This window comes from Kaistia sp. UC242_56 (genome assembly GCF_044452255.1).
Taxonomy (GTDB): Bacteria; Pseudomonadota; Alphaproteobacteria; order Rhizobiales; family Kaistiaceae; genus Kaistia; species Kaistia defluvii_A.
The window spans coordinates 3,994,581-4,009,536 of the sequence record NZ_JBIOAN010000002.1; the positions used below are offsets into that span (position 1 = coordinate 3,994,581).

Annotated in this window: 17 protein-coding genes; 7 read left to right on the top strand and 10 right to left on the bottom strand. The window is 64.9% G+C overall.

Annotated features, from left to right (window positions below; translation table 11 throughout):
• Positions 1-46: 46 nt before the first annotated feature.
• The 6 genes from ACHMWQ_RS21560 to ACHMWQ_RS21585 form a co-directional block, all read right to left on the bottom strand.
• Positions 47-1,477, bottom strand: a complete 1,431-nt coding sequence (locus ACHMWQ_RS21560; protein ID WP_396309033.1) for an MFS transporter — start codon at positions 1,475-1,477, stop codon at positions 47-49.
• Between the two features lie 345 nt (positions 1,478-1,822).
• Positions 1,823-3,295 (bottom strand): M81 family metallopeptidase, encoded by a 1,473-nt coding sequence (locus ACHMWQ_RS21565; protein WP_396309034.1) that lies wholly within the window; start codon positions 3,293-3,295, stop codon positions 1,823-1,825.
• Between the two features lie 470 nt (positions 3,296-3,765).
• Positions 3,766-3,948 carry a hypothetical protein gene (locus ACHMWQ_RS21570; RefSeq protein ID WP_354550855.1) on the bottom strand — a complete coding sequence of 61 codons (183 nt, stop codon included), beginning with the start codon at positions 3,946-3,948 and terminating at the stop codon, positions 3,766-3,768.
• A gap of 169 nt (positions 3,949-4,117) precedes the next feature.
• Entirely contained in the window at positions 4,118-4,498 is a 381-nt protein-coding gene (locus ACHMWQ_RS21575; RefSeq protein ID WP_354550856.1) for a response regulator, read from the bottom strand.
• Between the two features lie 6 nt (positions 4,499-4,504).
• Positions 4,505-5,488 (bottom strand): HWE histidine kinase domain-containing protein, encoded by a 984-nt coding sequence (locus ACHMWQ_RS21580; protein ID WP_396309035.1) that lies wholly within the window; start codon positions 5,486-5,488, stop codon positions 4,505-4,507.
• A gap of 284 nt (positions 5,489-5,772) precedes the next feature.
• On the bottom strand, positions 5,773-6,147 hold the full coding sequence (locus ACHMWQ_RS21585; protein WP_354550859.1) for a RidA family protein: 375 nt from the start codon (positions 6,145-6,147) through the stop codon (positions 5,773-5,775).
• A 181-nt stretch (positions 6,148-6,328) separates the two neighbouring features.
• Between ACHMWQ_RS21585 and ACHMWQ_RS21590 the strand changes: the two genes are divergently transcribed.
• Together ACHMWQ_RS21590 and ACHMWQ_RS21595 are read left to right on the top strand one after the other, a co-directional pair.
• A complete protein-coding gene (locus tag ACHMWQ_RS21590) occupies positions 6,329-7,084 on the top strand; it encodes an SDR family oxidoreductase (protein ID WP_396309036.1) in 756 nt (251 codons plus the stop codon).
• Positions 7,085-7,139: 55 nt separating this feature from the next.
• Positions 7,140-8,207 carry a D-TA family PLP-dependent enzyme gene (locus ACHMWQ_RS21595; RefSeq protein WP_396309037.1) on the top strand — a complete coding sequence of 356 codons (1,068 nt, stop codon included), beginning with the start codon at positions 7,140-7,142 and terminating at the stop codon, positions 8,205-8,207.
• Positions 8,208-8,262: 55 nt separating this feature from the next.
• Here ACHMWQ_RS21595 and ACHMWQ_RS21600 read toward each other — a convergent pair whose 3' ends face one another.
• Positions 8,263-8,625, bottom strand: coding sequence for a hypothetical protein (locus ACHMWQ_RS21600; RefSeq protein ID WP_396309038.1), 363 nt, complete (start codon positions 8,623-8,625; stop codon positions 8,263-8,265).
• Between the two features lie 387 nt (positions 8,626-9,012).
• Between ACHMWQ_RS21600 and ACHMWQ_RS21605 the strand changes: the two genes are divergently transcribed.
• Both ACHMWQ_RS21605 and ACHMWQ_RS21610 read left to right on the top strand, forming a co-directional pair.
• Positions 9,013-10,092, top strand: coding sequence for a transporter substrate-binding domain-containing protein (locus tag ACHMWQ_RS21605; protein ID WP_396309039.1), 1,080 nt, complete (start codon positions 9,013-9,015; stop codon positions 10,090-10,092).
• On the top strand, positions 10,089-10,463 hold the full coding sequence (locus ACHMWQ_RS21610) for an MmcQ/YjbR family DNA-binding protein (RefSeq protein ID WP_396309040.1): 375 nt from the start codon (positions 10,089-10,091) through the stop codon (positions 10,461-10,463). Before ACHMWQ_RS21605 ends, ACHMWQ_RS21610 begins: the two co-directional genes overlap by 4 nt.
• 116 nt (positions 10,464-10,579) lie before the next feature.
• Here the strand turns inward: ACHMWQ_RS21610 and ACHMWQ_RS21615 are convergent, their stop codons facing one another.
• Complete coding sequence (locus tag ACHMWQ_RS21615; protein ID WP_354550867.1) at positions 10,580-10,762, bottom strand: hypothetical protein; 183 nt, start codon at positions 10,760-10,762, stop codon at positions 10,580-10,582.
• Positions 10,763-10,967: 205 nt separating this feature from the next.
• Here ACHMWQ_RS21615 and ACHMWQ_RS21620 point away from each other — a divergent pair, with 205 nt between their 5' ends.
• Positions 10,968-11,180 carry a hypothetical protein gene (locus ACHMWQ_RS21620; protein ID WP_354550868.1) on the top strand — a complete coding sequence of 71 codons (213 nt, stop codon included), beginning with the start codon at positions 10,968-10,970 and terminating at the stop codon, positions 11,178-11,180.
• A gap of 144 nt (positions 11,181-11,324) precedes the next feature.
• Complete coding sequence (locus ACHMWQ_RS21625) at positions 11,325-11,504, top strand: hypothetical protein (protein ID WP_396309041.1); 180 nt, start codon at positions 11,325-11,327, stop codon at positions 11,502-11,504.
• A 168-nt stretch (positions 11,505-11,672) separates the two neighbouring features.
• Here ACHMWQ_RS21625 and ACHMWQ_RS21630 read toward each other — a convergent pair whose 3' ends face one another.
• Positions 11,673-12,338, bottom strand: a complete 666-nt coding sequence (locus ACHMWQ_RS21630) for a hypothetical protein (protein WP_396309042.1) — start codon at positions 12,336-12,338, stop codon at positions 11,673-11,675.
• 96 nt (positions 12,339-12,434) lie between these two features.
• The gene (locus ACHMWQ_RS21635; protein ID WP_396309043.1) at positions 12,435-13,463 is read right to left on the bottom strand and encodes a GlxA family transcriptional regulator; all 1,029 of its coding nucleotides are present in this window, start codon (positions 13,461-13,463) and stop codon (positions 12,435-12,437) included.
• 231 nt (positions 13,464-13,694) lie between these two features.
• Between ACHMWQ_RS21635 and ACHMWQ_RS21640 the strand changes: the two genes are divergently transcribed.
• Positions 13,695-14,948 (top strand): sarcosine oxidase subunit beta family protein, encoded by a 1,254-nt coding sequence (locus tag ACHMWQ_RS21640; protein ID WP_396309044.1) that lies wholly within the window; start codon positions 13,695-13,697, stop codon positions 14,946-14,948.
• Positions 14,949-14,956: the final 8 nt, after the last annotated feature.

Consider the following 14,956-nt stretch of genomic DNA (forward strand, 5'->3'; position numbering starts at 1 on the left):
TTCGATCGGCCCGCGGAGGGCGAGCCGAACAGGAAACCCCTAAGGCTCAGGCGCGCGCCCGGGCGCGGTGCTTGCTCACCGGCGCGCCGGCATCATGCGGCAGGGCGAAACTGTCATAGAGGCCGAGCAGGCCCACCACGCCAACGATCAGGAAGGCGGCGTGGAAATCCCGCAGCGTCAGCCCGCTCACATCCGGCGTCAGCCAGGCATCCGCCAGCCGCAGCGCGATGGCGCCGAGCGCGATGCCGAGGCCGAACGTGATCTGCTGCACCAGGCTGAACAGCGTGTTGGCGCCGCTCATGCGTTCCTGCGGCACGTCGACAAAGGCCATGGTGCCGATCGCGGTGAACTGCATCGAGCGCGCCGCGCCGCTCAGGAACAGGACGAGCATGATGACCAGCCAGGGCGTCGCCGGCGTCAGCATCGCGCAGCCGAACAGGGTCGCGACAAAGAACAGGCCATTGCCGATCAGCGTGTTGCGGAAGCCGAAACTGCGCAGCACGAGGCTGGTCAGCGGCTTCATGGCGAGATTGCCGGCGAACAGCGCCAGCACATAAAGGCCGGCCTGGAACGGATCGAGGCCGAAGCCGAGCTGGAACATCAACGGCAGCAGGAAGGGAACGGCGCTGACGGCAGTGCGGAACAGCGAGCCGCCCTTTATGGTGACGGCAAAGGTCTGGATCGTCAGCCCGTAGAGATCCGGCAAGGGATGCGGGTGCTGGCTCGAATGGCGCAGCGCCACCCAGAAGAACAGCGCGCTGGCGGCGAGAATGCCGGCGCCGATCACCCAGTCGCTCTCCGTCTGGCCGACGAGATCGAGCCCGTACATCAACCCGGCGCAGGCGACGCTGGTGAGCGCGAAGCCCAGCCAGTCGAAGCCCTGGCGATCGTCGCCGCGCTGGTTGGGGATCAGCCAGAACGACAGCGCCAGCGCCACGATGCCGATCGGCACGTTCAGGATGAAGATCCAGTGCCATGACGCATAGGTGGTGATGAAGCCGCCCAGAGGCGGGCCCAGGATGGGCGCGGACAAAGCCGGCCAGGTCAGCACCGCGATCGCCCGCATCAGCTCCGATTTGGAGGTGTTGCGCAGCACGACCAACCGCCCGACCGGCACCATCATCGCGCCGCCGGCGCCCTGCAGGATGCGCGCGAGCACGAAGCCCATCACGCTTTCGCTGAGCGCGCAGAAGACGGAGGCGAGGGTGAAGACGGCGACCGCAGTGGCAAAGACCGTGCGCGCGCCAAACCGGTCCGCCATCCAGCCGCTGGCCGGGATGAAGATCGCCAGCGTCAGCATGTAGACCGACATGCCGATATTGAGATCCACCGGCGCGACGCCGAAGGAATGCGCCATCTGTGGCAGCGAGGTGGCAATGACCGTGCCATCCAGATTCTCCATGAAGAAAGCTCCCGCGACGAGCAGGGCAATCCATGTCGATTTATGGGGCGAGGTCTGGGATGGGACGGAGGTCATGCCGGCCGACGGCTCAGGAGAAGAGATGAGGCGACATGATGCCAGCCGGCGACACATCGGACACAGGAGTCATCGCGCTTTCGGCCGGCAAGCACAACCCTCTGCGGCGCGCTGCCGCTTCTGGGTAGGTGCATGGTCCGCCATGTCGTGCGTCGGGCCTTTATCAAAGAGCCCCTCCCCGAAAGCGCGCGAGCGCTTTCGACACTCCCTCAAGGGGAGGGTTCAAAAGGAAATGCGGTCTGGCTCCACCGTCAAACACACGCTCCCGGAACCCTCCCCTGGAGGGAGGGCCAAAACCGGCAAAGCCGGTTTTGGGGAGGGGTCTGCCGGGGCCGACATGCCACGTCAGCCATGCGGGTTTTCGACGCGCGGCCAGATCGGCCGGTTCAGCTTGCGATAATCGGTGACGCGCGGGTTCGACGGATAAGGCGCGCCGGCGTCGATATAGAGGATTTCGGCCGCGATCGGCAGGAAGCCGGCGTGAAAATGATTGGTCGACTTGACCAGCAGCAGTTCCTTGGACAGCGGATCGAGACCGAGATTGGAATAGGCGTCGGGCTCGAAGGTCTGGGTGCGGTTGGTGTTGAGGATCACGTCGATCTGGGTGCCGAGAATGCGCACCAGCGCCGTCGGGCCGAAGGTGACGCGGCTGGCGCCAAAGCTCTGCCAGCCCTCGGTCACGGCCCGAACGACCTCGACCATGGCGTCGATCGGGGCGCCGCCATCCGGTCCCGCCTTGCCGCCGAAGCGGAGCTGGATCTTGGCCCCCTCGCCTGCCGCCAGGCAGAAGGTGACGGCGATCGGATCCCAGATCGTCGCGACGGCGACATTGTCGACGCCGCGCTCGATCATCCGGTGCAGGATCAGCGTGCCGTCGCCGGCCACGCCGCCGCCGGGATTGTCCCAGGTGTCGGCGATGACTACCGGCTTGCCGGGCTTGGTCGCGGCCAGTTCCAGCGCCTTGTCGATGCCGGCGTCGATCGACAATTGCGGCATCATCGTCTTGCCCCGCAGCGAGAAGATCTCCATGCCGAGCTTTTTGGCCAAGGCGTCGCCTTCGGCCTTTCGGTCATCGGTGACGACCAGCATGCGCGTGCCGAGTTCCGGCACGTCGCCGGCCATGAAGCCGTGGATCAGCGACACCGACAGGATGCCGTCCTTGCCGTGCATCGCCTTCATCCGGTCGACGAAGGAGCGCATCGGCTCGCGGCTGGTCGGGAACACGTCAATCATCCGGCAGTCGAAGGTCGAGATCACCGGCTTGATCTCGCCGCGCAGCGTGCGGATGGCGAGATCAACGACATGTTCGCCGCGCTCGTAAAAATCGGTGTGCGGGAATTCGAGGAAGGCGGCGAGGATGTTGGAATTCGCCACCCGCTTCGCCGTCAGATGGCTGTGCGGGTCGAGCTCGGCCGCGATCAGCACGTCGGGGCCGACCATCTCGCGGATACGGGCGAGCAGGTCGCCTTCGGGATCGTCATAACCCTGCGCCACCATCGCGCCATGCAGGCCGAGCACGACGGCGTCGACCGGCAGCGCGGCGCGCAGCTGGTCGAGGATCTCGTCGCGCAGCCCCTCGAAGGTCTGGCGCTGCAGCAGCCCGCCCGGCTCGGCCCAGGTCGCCGTGCCCTCGATCAGGTCGATGCCATCCGCCTTGGCCCGGCGGCGCAGCGCCACCATTGGCGACGAGCAGAGCGTCGGCGTCTCAGGATGCTGGCCGGGTCCGGCATAAAACGCCATCTCGAAACTCGCGCGGTCGGTCGGAACCGGCGAGAACGTATTGGTTTCGGTCGCGAGCGAAGCGGTGAAGATGCGCATGATGCGGGGGCGTTCCGGAAGCGGTCCCTCGGATCCCGGATCCGAGTTCCCTGGTGGGTGTCGGCGATGCATCCGGCGCGCGTCGCGTCCATGCTGCCGTCTGGCTCGAAAGGTATTCTTAGGCCCCGCTCGACCGCAAGCCCCGGCGTACCGAACGCGACCCTATAGCGCTTGCCAAAGAAAAGCCCGCCGGGGCTGGACCACGCGGCGGGCTCGATCAGGCGTAGCGATGCGCGCGCTGGCTACGGAACGTAACCGCTCACATACGGCTCAGCGGCGACACGCTGCAGGAGTGCCGACTTCACGAGCGCCGGCTTTTCGTAGGTCTTCTTCATAGTGCCCCCATGGCATTGTTGACGCTACGCAATTTGGCAGAACCGTAAGGCGCCCGTCCAGCAAAAATTCGCCTGCGGCGGAGGCGCAATTGCATCTTCCCGGGACCGGTCCATCCGCGAGAAAGTCATTCCGGATCAGGCGGCCTCGTCGGGCGAGTGAGGGGGCGGGAGGCGCGTGTAGGTTCCGGTCTCGGCGCTCGAGCGCGCCTCCTCGGCTGCCAGGCTGAGCAGATAGGCGAGATCGCGCAACTCATGCTGGCTTGCGAGCTGGCTGAGCTCGGTGGACAGGTCCTGGATGTAACGGGCTGTCTTCTGCATTGTCATCTTCGCCCCACAGCGGGTTGCACGGGATCCAGCAAGTCGCGGTTCACCGTGCATTCCCACAGGGACAAAAGCCCCTGCTACTGTTCGTTCGAACGGTTGACAACCCGACGGTGCGCTCACCGGCCATTCCAGCGCCGGCTTAGGTGCGCTGCTTATGAAGGCACTACGCCTTCAGGAGCAGATCCAGCGCGGAAACCAGCTGTTCCGGCTTTGCCGGCTTGCCGATATTGGTAATGCCGCTGAAGGCCGGCTCCTGGTTTATCGTTTCCTGCTTGTAGCCGCTCGACAGGAAAAACGGCACATGCTTGGCCTTCAGGCAATCCGCCACGGGCGCGCTGATCTCGCCCCGGAGGTTGACGTCCAGGATGCAGGCGCTGGGCGCATTGCGTTCGATGGTCGCGACAGCAGCGGAGACGGTCGCAATCGGGCCGACCACCACATAGCCGCTATCCTCCAGGATCTGGACCAGCTCCATCCCGATGAGATACTCGTCTTCGACAATAAGAATTTCGAACGGCGTTGAATCTGTACTGGATGATGCCACAACTACCTACTGCTGTATCGGCAAGGTTATCTCCACACGCAATCCCTCGGGATCGTGATGAAAGATCGCACTGCCACCCTCTGCCTTGATGCTGTAGTCAATGAGACGGGTCCCAAAGCCTATGTGTTTCGGCGGAGCCACCGGGGGACCTCCCACTTCCTGCCACTGCAAGACCAAACGCCGGCTTCCCTCTTCCAGTTCCGTATTCCATTTGACTCGAATGACGCCATCGCCAGCCAGGGCGCCGTATTTGAGCGCGTTGACCGCCAGCTCATGCAGGATCATCGACAGGGGCAGCACCTGGTTTTCCGACAAGCTGACCGCCGGGCTGGCGACCAGGTCGGTCCGCTCCCCGGCGACCGGCGACAGGCATTGGTCGATGAGCGCGGCGAGGTCCGCATTCGCCCCGCTTGCCGAGATGAAGTCCTGCGCGATCAGCAGGGCATCGACCCGTCCCAGAAAACGGTCGCGATACTCGGCCCCGGTCACCCCAGCGACTTCCGTCTGCCGGGCGATCACCTTCACCGTGGCGATCAGGTTCTTCATCCGGTGCCGCGTCTCCGCGATCAGGATGTCCTTGCGCGCCTCCGCCCTTTGCCGGTCCGTCACATCCTCGAACACCACCAGCATTTGCGTGCTGCTGTTGCCGGGGATCGCAAGCTGCCGTGCCGTGACGCACATTGACCGCTCGCCGAGGCCCGGAAAATCATGGTTGACCTGGTAGCCGACGATCGCCGAAGCCTTGGGCACGACGTCCGAGAGCAGCGTGCGCAGCTCGGGAATGTCCCACTGGCCGTTGCCGAGCTCGAACAGGCTGTGCCCGATTGTGCCGTCCATGTCGGTGCCGAAGGTTCGATAAAAGGCGGGATTGGCATTGCAGACCGTGAAGGCCTTATCCAGCACGATGAGGGGCTCATGGAGGGTATCGACGATCGCTTGGGTCTGGATATGACCACTCCGGAGCAGCCGATATAATTCCTCAAGCGTCATGTTCTATCCTGCCATTTCCGCGCTCTGGGCTGACCCTTTTGGCCGAGCTCTCCTGGGCGCTACGCGTCACTGCAACGCTCAGGAAGCGTGAAGGATGCTCCGCCTTTCGATGGGAACTGCTGGCGGAGGGCCCAAACCAGCCCGATTTGGCGGAATCTGCGATAGCGGAAGCGCGTCCACAACCAGCCGCTCGGCGGCGCATGCCGAGGGTCGCGGACTGACAAGGCGGGGTGCGGCGGCGCGCAAGGCGTGGCTCCGATCACGCCGGAGCCACGCATGGCCGCTTAACTCTGGGGAGCGTAGGCGATCGCTTCGATTTCGACCTTGATGTCGATCATCAGCCGGGCCTCGACCGTGGTGCGGGCCGGCGGGTCTTTCGGGAAGAAGGTGGCGTAGGTCTTGTTGAAGCCGCCGAAATCGCGCGCGTCGGTGATGATGACGAAGGTCTTCACCACCTGGTCCATGGTGCAGCCGGCCAGCGCCAGCGCGGCCTTGACGTTTTCGAGCGTCTGCTTCGTCTGCGCCTCGATGCCGCCGGCCACGACGGTGCCGGTGGAATCGGTCGGCACCTGGCCCGAGACATAGACGAAATCGCCCGCGCGCACGGCCGGCGAAAGCGGCACATGCGATGCCCCATAGACGATCTTCAATTTGCTCATGTAACAAGCCCCTTCTGCCATGTGGAACGCCCGCGGGCGGGCGATAGATCAGCGCTGTGTAGCGGCGGCAAGCTAAAGGAATTCGCCTGCATTATCGACAGGAAAGCAGCAAATTCGGGCGTCGCACCCGTTGCTTTGTCCACCGATCCGGTCGAGCCTTGCTGCACATGGAGGAACGGCGATGTTCGGTCTGGAAGACAAGCATGTGGTGATCAGCGGCGCGGGTGGCGGCATCGGCCGGTCCCTCGTTTCCGCCTTTCTGGCCGCCGGCGCGCGGGTGACGGCCTGCGACCGCGACGCGTCGCTGCTGGAAGCCCTGGACGGCGTTGTGAAGTTCGTCTTCGAGCTGACCGATGCCGAGGAGACAGCGCGCGCGGTGGCGACCATCGTCTCCGAGCAAGGAACGCCGGACGTCCTCGTCAGCAATGCCGGCTATACCCGGGCCGAGACGATGGACGCCGTCGACCAGCAGTCCTGGAACCAGGAAGTCGACATCAACCTGACCGGCAGCTTCAACCTGATCGACCCGACCCTGAAGGCGATGATCGCCAATGGCGGCGGCTCGATCGTCATGACCTCGACCGTCAATGCGCTCGCCCACTACGGCAACCCGGCCTATGCCGCGGCCAAGGCCGGCCTCGTCGCCTATATGCGGTCGATCGCCGTGGAAAACGGCCGCGACAACATCCGCGCCAACTGCATCTGCCCCGGCTCGGTTCGCACGCCGGCCTGGGATCACCGCATGGAGAAGGATCCGAGCCTTCTGACCAAGGTGGTGCAGCATTATCCGCTGGGCCGGCTGACGACGCCCGCCGACGTCGCCAACGCCGCCGTCTTCCTGGCCTCGCCGCTCGCCGGCGCGATCACCGGCGTGGCGCTCCCCGTCGATGCCGGACTGACGGCAGGCAATCTGCGCTTTATCCGCGACGTATTCTGACGGACCGGGCCTTCATCAACATCCATTCGCCGGCCGGCGACATGGCGAGGACATCATGCCGAGACATATCGATACGCTCCAGACCCCCTGCGTCCTGGTCGATCTCGACCGGGCCGACGCCAACCTCCAGAAGGCGCAGGATTTCGCCGATGAACACGGCGTCCGCCTGCGGCCGCATATCAAGACCCACAAGCTGCCCTTCTTCGCCAAGCGCCAGCTCGAACTGGGCGCCATCGGCATCACCTGCCAAAAGCTCGGCGAGGCCGAGGTCATGGCGGACGCGGGCATCGAGGACATCTTCCTGCCCTACAACATCCTGGCGCCGGAAAAGCTCTACCGCCTGAAGCAACTGGCCGAACGCGTGACGCTGGCCGTTACCGCCGACAGCGCCTTCGTCGTCGAAGGCTATGCCGAGACCTTCGCCGACAGCGCCGACGCGCCGCTCTCCGTGCTGGTCGAATGCGATACCGGCGCGGGCCGCTGCGGCGTGCAGACGCCGGATGATGCGGTTGCCCTCGCCCGCCTGATCGCCAGCAAGCGCGGCCTCGTCTTCGGCGGGCTGATGACCTATCCGCCGGCTGGCGACGCCGCCGGCGCGCGCAAATGGCTGGAAGAAGCCGCGGAGAAGCTGGCCGCCGCCGGCCTGCCCGCCAGGACGATATCGACCGGCGGCACGCCGGACATCTGGCGGGCGCATGAGACGACGATCGCCACCGAATACCGCCCGGGCACCTACATCTATTACGATCGCTCGCTGGTCTCGCGCGGCGTGGCGACTGTCGAGGAGTGCGCACTCAACGTGCTCGTCACCGTCGTCAGCCGCCCGACCGAGGACCGCGCCATCATCGACGCCGGCTCCAAGGCGCTGACCAGCGACCTGCTGGGCCAGAACGGCTACGGCATGGTGCTCGGCTATCCCGACGCGGTGATATACGGCCTCAGCGAGGAACACGGCAACATCGACTTCTCGGCCTCGGCGGAGAAGCCGGAGGTCGGCGAGCGGCTACGCATCCTGCCCAACCACGCCTGCCCCGTCTCGAACCTGTTCGATCACGTCAATCTGGTGTCGGGCGACCACGTCGTCGAAACCATCGCCGTCGCGGCACGCGGCCGGGTCGACTGAACCCCAACGACAGGACAAGGTCCCGGCTCCGGCCGGGGCCGGACTGCAGCAGTTTCTACTCGCCCTCGGCAGCGTAGGCCTGCAGCCGCTCGGTCTCCGCCGTCATGCGGTGGCGCAGGTCGACCAGAAACGACAGATTGTGGTGGATCTCCTCGATCCGGCGATCGCCGCGAACGAGGATCCGCTCCGCATCGGCAAGGATGGCGGCGTCGCGGGCATTGTCGTCGGACTCGCCCTCGATCATGTCGCCATAGAGAAAGGCCGCGCGCGCGCGGGCATCCTCGATCCGGGCTGTCAGGCCCGCCAATTCCTGCTCGACCTCGCCAATTACCTTGGTAATGGAATTCTGCACCAAGGTCAGACGCTCGACGTCGCTGCGAACATCGCGTTCCTTGGAGCGAAATCGGGGAAACAACACTGACCTTCTCCGGGGGTGTTCAAGGTTAGGGACATAGTCCTCGAATCGTTGAATATAATAATGCCGCATCGCTTTCTGATGAGCGAGCCCGAAACGACCACACCGGCCCGGATACGACCCTCAGGCGCGGACGTTTCGAGGTCATGGTGCAAGGCCGGGATTGGGCACCCGCCAGGCGGCGCTTGGTGTGTCGTGCTCCTGTCGGAGTCACGGCGGGGCCAATTATCGACAGCGCGGTAGCTTTCCTGAAGAAAACGAAGCCATCGCGCCGCTTTTCGAGCGGGCGTTGACGCCATAAAGGCACTGGATATCCTGACCGCTTTCGCTAGAACCGGGCGGGAGATCGGCCGCGTCTTCGCATGCCGATCCAGGAAATGGTGACCGGCGATGCTCAGGGTCCTCTTCTCGCTACTGACAGGCCTCTGGCTGGCGCTGGGGATCGCAGGCGCCTCGGCTCAGGAGGCCCCGGGCCCGGCCCGCGAACTCGTCATAGGCACCAAGCAGGCCGCGCCTTTCGCGATCAAGGGCACCGACGGCGTCTGGACCGGCATCAGCATCGACTTGTGGCAGCGCATCGCCGACAAGCTCGGCGTCAAATATCGCCTCGCCGAGGAACGGACCGTCGAAGCGCTGATTGATGGCACGGCCTCCGGCAAATATGACGCCGCCGTCGCGGCGCTGACGATTACCGGCCCGCGTGCCGAGATCCTCGATTTCAGCCAGCCCTTCTATCGCACCGGCCTCGGCATCGCCGTCTCGCTCACCGAGGGGTCGCGCTGGACGGTGATCCTCCGCTCCATGCTGTCGCTCGGCTTCCTGCAGGCCGTCGGCGCGCTGATCGGCCTGGCGCTGCTGGTCGGCTTCCTGATCTGGGTGTTCGAGCGCCGCCGCAACGAGCATTTCGGCGGGGCGCGCGGCATCGGGGCGTCGATCTGGTGGTCGGCCGAGGCGATGACGCAGGCCAGCACGGGTGTCCACACGCCGATTACGCTCGCCGGACGGTCGCTCGCCATTCTCTGGATGGCCGTCTCGATCATCGCCATCGCCGTATTCACGGCGGGCGTTACCTCGGCGCTGACCACCAGCGCCCTGCAGGGGATCGTCACCAATGTGAACGATCTGGCGTCGATCCGGGTTGGTGCCATCTCGGATAGCTCGAGCGTCGATTATCTGAAGACCCAGCGCATCAAATATCGGGGCTATGCTTCCGCCGAGGACGGCCTCAAGGCATTGAAGGCCGGCGAAATCGACGCCTTCGTCTATGACAAGCCGCTGCTGGCCTGGATTGTGCTGCAGCACTATTCGTCGTCGATCCAGGTGCTCGACATCGTCTTTGACCCGCAGAATTATGGCATCGGCCTGCCACTGGGCAGCCCACTGCGCAAGAATATCGACGTCGCCCTGCTCGACAACGTCCATAGCGACTGGTGGAAGCAGACCCTGTTCAGCTATCTGGGCGAACGTTGATCCGAACGCCGGAGCGCGCCATCGTGCCGGACCAGCCGATCGATCGAGTGCGGAAACTCTGCCTGGCCCTGCCGGACGCGGCCGAGCAGGAGGCGTGGGGCGATCCGACCTTTCGCGTCGGCGGCAAGATCTTCGCCATGCTCAAGCGCGGCGATGGCCGCGCCTCGGTCTGGCTCAAGGCGCCGGATAGCAGCCAGTCGATCCTGGTGGGTGCCGATCCCGACCGGTTCTTCGTGCCGCCCTATCTGGGTCACAGGGGATGGGTCGGCATCCGCGTCGACGACGATCCTGACTGGGCCGAGATCGCGGCGCTGCTTGAGCGAAGCTATCGCCTGATCGCGCCGAAACGCCTCGCCCGCCGTATCGATTAAAGCTGGCGCCCTCGAAGCGGCGCGCCGGGGGCAGCCGCGCTTCGGGGACGACATCGGCTGTAACGAGAACCGGCGCGACGCTGCAGCCCGCTTCGCACGTTAGAACGCGGCTCGGCTCAGCCCTTGCCGTGGCCGACGTCTTCCATCATGTGCTCGACGGCCATGATCGCATTCTCAAGATCGGAGATCTTGCGCAGCGCGCCATCGGTCGGCAGCCCGCCGGCATCCACCGCCTGGGTGATCAGCTTCTGCTGTGCTTCGACCAGACGAGCCCGCAGCGCCGTAAGTTTCTTGTTCATCAATGCTATCCTTCGTTCCGACCGACATATGACTGGTTTGCATGAGGCATCGACACGAAAATCCGTCAACGGTCGATGCGACGCAATCGCCCAACTTGTTGTGGATGAGGGAGAATGGCCCAGAACGGTTCCATACCACCGCTTGACCGAATCTCGAAGGAGGCAGATTCTTTATTCCGGTTCTTCTCGACAGGGTGGTCGGAATATGTCGCGACGAATTTTTCTCACAGCAGCCTTGGATCGTTTGGTGGATGAAGGTCAGATCGGCCGGCGCTCCAACGCACACCGCATCATCAAGCTGGTGATCGAGAATGGCGTCACCGCTCTCGACGAAGATCAGCGCCAGATCTACGACAGCGAACTCATTCCCAAGATCGAACAAGTTCAAATTTTGAACCATTCTGGCACCCGCCATTGATGCGATCCCTTACAAACTGATTCGCTCGGTCTGTACTTTCATCGCTTTGGACTCCATACTTACTGCACCATTGGCATAGAGGCCTCGGCTGCCAGTGGCTGAGAGAGAATTGCGCTCCCGCCTACCGAAAGAGGAGGAACGCCAATGATCTCCGATCGCGAAAAACAAGCGATGGAGTGCCTTGAGCTTGCCGCTCAGGCCGACGACCCCGCCGTCCAGAAGTCGCTGCGACAGGCTGCCGATGCCTTGCTGTTCAACAACCTGACCGAGCCATCCGCCTTGCCCCCCGGCAGCAGCTGCCACCGGCAGGCCGAGGCAGACTGACCCGCCGGCCCTCGCGATCCCCGTTTGAAGAGACGTCCGCGCGGGGCGAGGTGCCAGCGCGATAGCTGCTAGGCGCGGCCAGAGTGCGCTCCCTTCTAGCCAACCGCCGAACGCGACCACTCACCCACCATCACGAAGCGTGATCGCCTCGACGTTTCGGCATCGCGCCTAGTTCGTGGCGAAGCAGTAGAGCAGCCCGGCGCCGCCGGTGCTCTGCAAGGCAGCCTGATTGCAGCCGCCCCGCGTCAGATGCGACGAATTCCAGGATTTCATCGGCGCGCTGTCGTTGATGCCGATCCGGTCATGGTGGCCGAGCATGGCCGCGCCATCGACGCCGCCTTTCGTCCAGTTGCCGCAGGTCTTGTCCTCGCCGGGCGGGAAGGCGGTGCCGTCCGGTTGGCTGCCGGTCAGGATGTCATGGGTGTTCGGCATGTCGCCGCGGCCGTTCACCGTGGCGCCGGTTTCGGTCAGCGCGGTCTCCTTGTTCAGATTGTTGGCGTCGCTGTGCAGCTCGGTGACGTCCTTGGCGATGACGACACCCTTGGCGTTCTGCCAGGGCCCCTTGCCGATGCGGTCGCGCGCATTCACCGCCGGCTTGCCATCGGCTTCCTGCGTCGAGAGATAGGCATGCCAGGCGCGCTTGCCGGCGCCGACCTTGGTGGCGAGCGTCTGGCAGATCGTGTCCGCCCCATCGAGCCCGCCCAGATCCGCGCCTTTGACCGAGCCGGCGCTCGTGACGAAAAAGGTCATGCTGTCGGCGTCCTGCGCCTGCGCGGGGACCGCCAGCGCCAGCGTTGCGATCGACGCTGCGAGCGCCAGGGATGCGTGTCTCATGTCGATCTCCTCTCATGTCTGTTTCGTCCGCAACGCGCGGATGGGGCACCCGTTCCGATATAGGTGGCCGGGAGAGGCCGACGAGGGCGCGAAAAACTAGCTGGCGGCGCGCACGGGGATTCCGCTGCGCAGCGCGTTGCGCTCGGCGCGGGGCGTCCGGCCGAAATGCTCGACATAGCTTTTCGAGAAGTGCGAGGCCGAGACGAAGCCGCATTCGACCGCGATGGCGAGGATCGGCCGGCTGGTCTGGCGCAGCAATTCGCGCGCCCGTTCGAGCCGGATGGTCAAATAGTGCCGGGTCGGCGAGCGTCCGAGATATTTGTGAAACAGCCGCTCCAGCTGCCGCGTCGAGCAGCCCGCCTTCGCCGCCAGTTCCTGGCAGGTGAGCGGCCGCTCGATCGCCTGCTCCATCAGCGCCACCACGGCGAGCAGCCTCGGATGAGCGACGCCGAGCCGGGCGCGCAGATCCATCCGCTGTCGTTCGGCGGCGTCGCGGACTCGGTGGTGGATCAGTTGGTCGGTGACCTCGGTGGCGATGTCGACGCCGTGATGCCCGGCGATCAGCGACAGCATCATGTCGACTGCCGCCGTGCCGCCGGCGCAGGTGAAGCGGTTGCGGTCGATCTCGAACAGTTCCTGGCTCAGATCGAGATCCGGAAATTCCGAGGCCAGGCTGGAGAAGTTCTCCCAGTGGATCGTGGCCGCATGCCCATCCAGCAGGCCCGCCTTTGCAAGTACGTATGTTCCCGTGCAGACCGCGCCGATGCCGACGCCAAACGAAGCCAGCCGGCGCAGCACCGCCATCAGCTCGCGATGACCATGGGTCTGGACATCCAGCCCTGCACAGACGATCGCCGCCGCCAGCCCGCCCGCCTCGGCATAGGCGCCATCGACCGCGACGGCGACGCCGTTCGACGCCTCGATCGCCCGGCCATCCGGCGAATAGAGCCGCCATTCATAGAGCGCGCGTCCGGCGGCGCGGTTGGCCAGCCGCAGCGGTTCGATCGCCGAGGTGAAGGCGATCATCGAGAACTGCGGCGCCAGCATGAAGCCATAGACGCGCGGCGCCTCGGCGACCGGCATCAGCGACACGGGCATCGTCGATCTCTCGACCGGCTTCTGCATGACGATTTCCCTGCCGGCTGCCCGATTTTTCGAAGTCTTGTTGAATTTTTCGAAGTCTTGCCGGATCCGGAATCGATGATCCCCGCCCGCGGGAACGGCGTCAATACACCCTGGAATTGGAGCAGGTCGAAGGAAGGCGGCGCGCCGTCGCAAAACCTCAAATTCGCGTCGCTATCGCGCCAGATCGGCCGCTGGCTTCGCGCCAAGCTCGGCCGGTAATCGGGGTTCCCCATGCGCCGTTTCTCGCTGAAATCGCTGATCTCGGAAGCCTTCAACGCCCATCAGGGCTGGGAGCGGCAATGGCGCACGCCCGAGCCGAAGGCGGCCTATGACGCGGTCATTGCCGGCGGCGGCGGCCATGGCCTCGCCACCGCCTATTACCTCGCGAAAGAACACGGCCTCACCAATATCGCGGTGATCGAGAAGGGCTGGCTCGGCGGCGGCAATACCGGCCGCAACACCACGATCATCCGCTCCAACTACCTCTATGAGGAGAGCGAGGCGATCTACGAGCATGCGATGAAGCTCTGGGCCGGGCTGTCGCAGGAACTCAACTACAACGTCATGTATTCGCAGCGCGGCGTGCTGATGCTGGCGCATAACAGCCACGACGTGCAGAGCTTCAAGCGCCATGTCTATGCCAACCGCCTGGCCGGCATCGACAACGAATGGCTGACGCCGGACGAGGCGAAGGAATTCTGCCCGCCGCTCAACATCTCGCCCGACCTGCGCTATCCGATCGTCGGCGCGGCCCTGCAGCGGCGCGGCGGCGTGGCGCGGCATGACGCGGTTGCCTGGGGCTATGCGCGCGGCGCCGACGCGATGGGCGTCGATATCATCCAGAATTGCGAGGTCACCGGCTTCCGCCGCGATGCCGGCGGCGCGATCGCCGGGGTCGAGACCTCGAAGGGCTTCATCGCCACAAAGCGTGTCGGCGTCGTCGCCGCGGGCCACACCAGCGTGGTGATGGCGCGCGCCGGGCTGCGTATGCCGCTCGAAAGCTTCCCGCTTCAGGCGCTGGTTTCCGAGCCGGTGAAGCCGGTCTTTCCCTGCGTGGTGATGTCGAACGCCGTGCACGCCTACATCTCCCAATCCGACAAGGGCGAACTGGTGATCGGCGCCGGCACTGACCAATACATCTCCTATAGCCAGCAGGGCGGGCTGCACATTCCGATCCATACGCTCGACGCGATCTGCGAACTGTTCCCGCAATTCTCGCGGATGCGGATGCTGCGGAGCTGGGGCGGCATCGTCGACGTGACGCCCGACCGCTCGCCGATCATCGGCAAGACGCCGATCCCCGGCCTCTACGTCAATTGCGGCTGGGGTACTGGGGGCTTCAAGGCGACGCCCGGCTCCGGCAACGTCTTCGCCTGGACCATCGCCAAGGGCGAGCCGCACCCGATCAACGCGCCCTTCACCCTCGATCGCTTCCGCACCGGACGGCTGATCGACGAAGCGGCCGCCGCCGCCGTCGCGCATTAGGGGCCCGA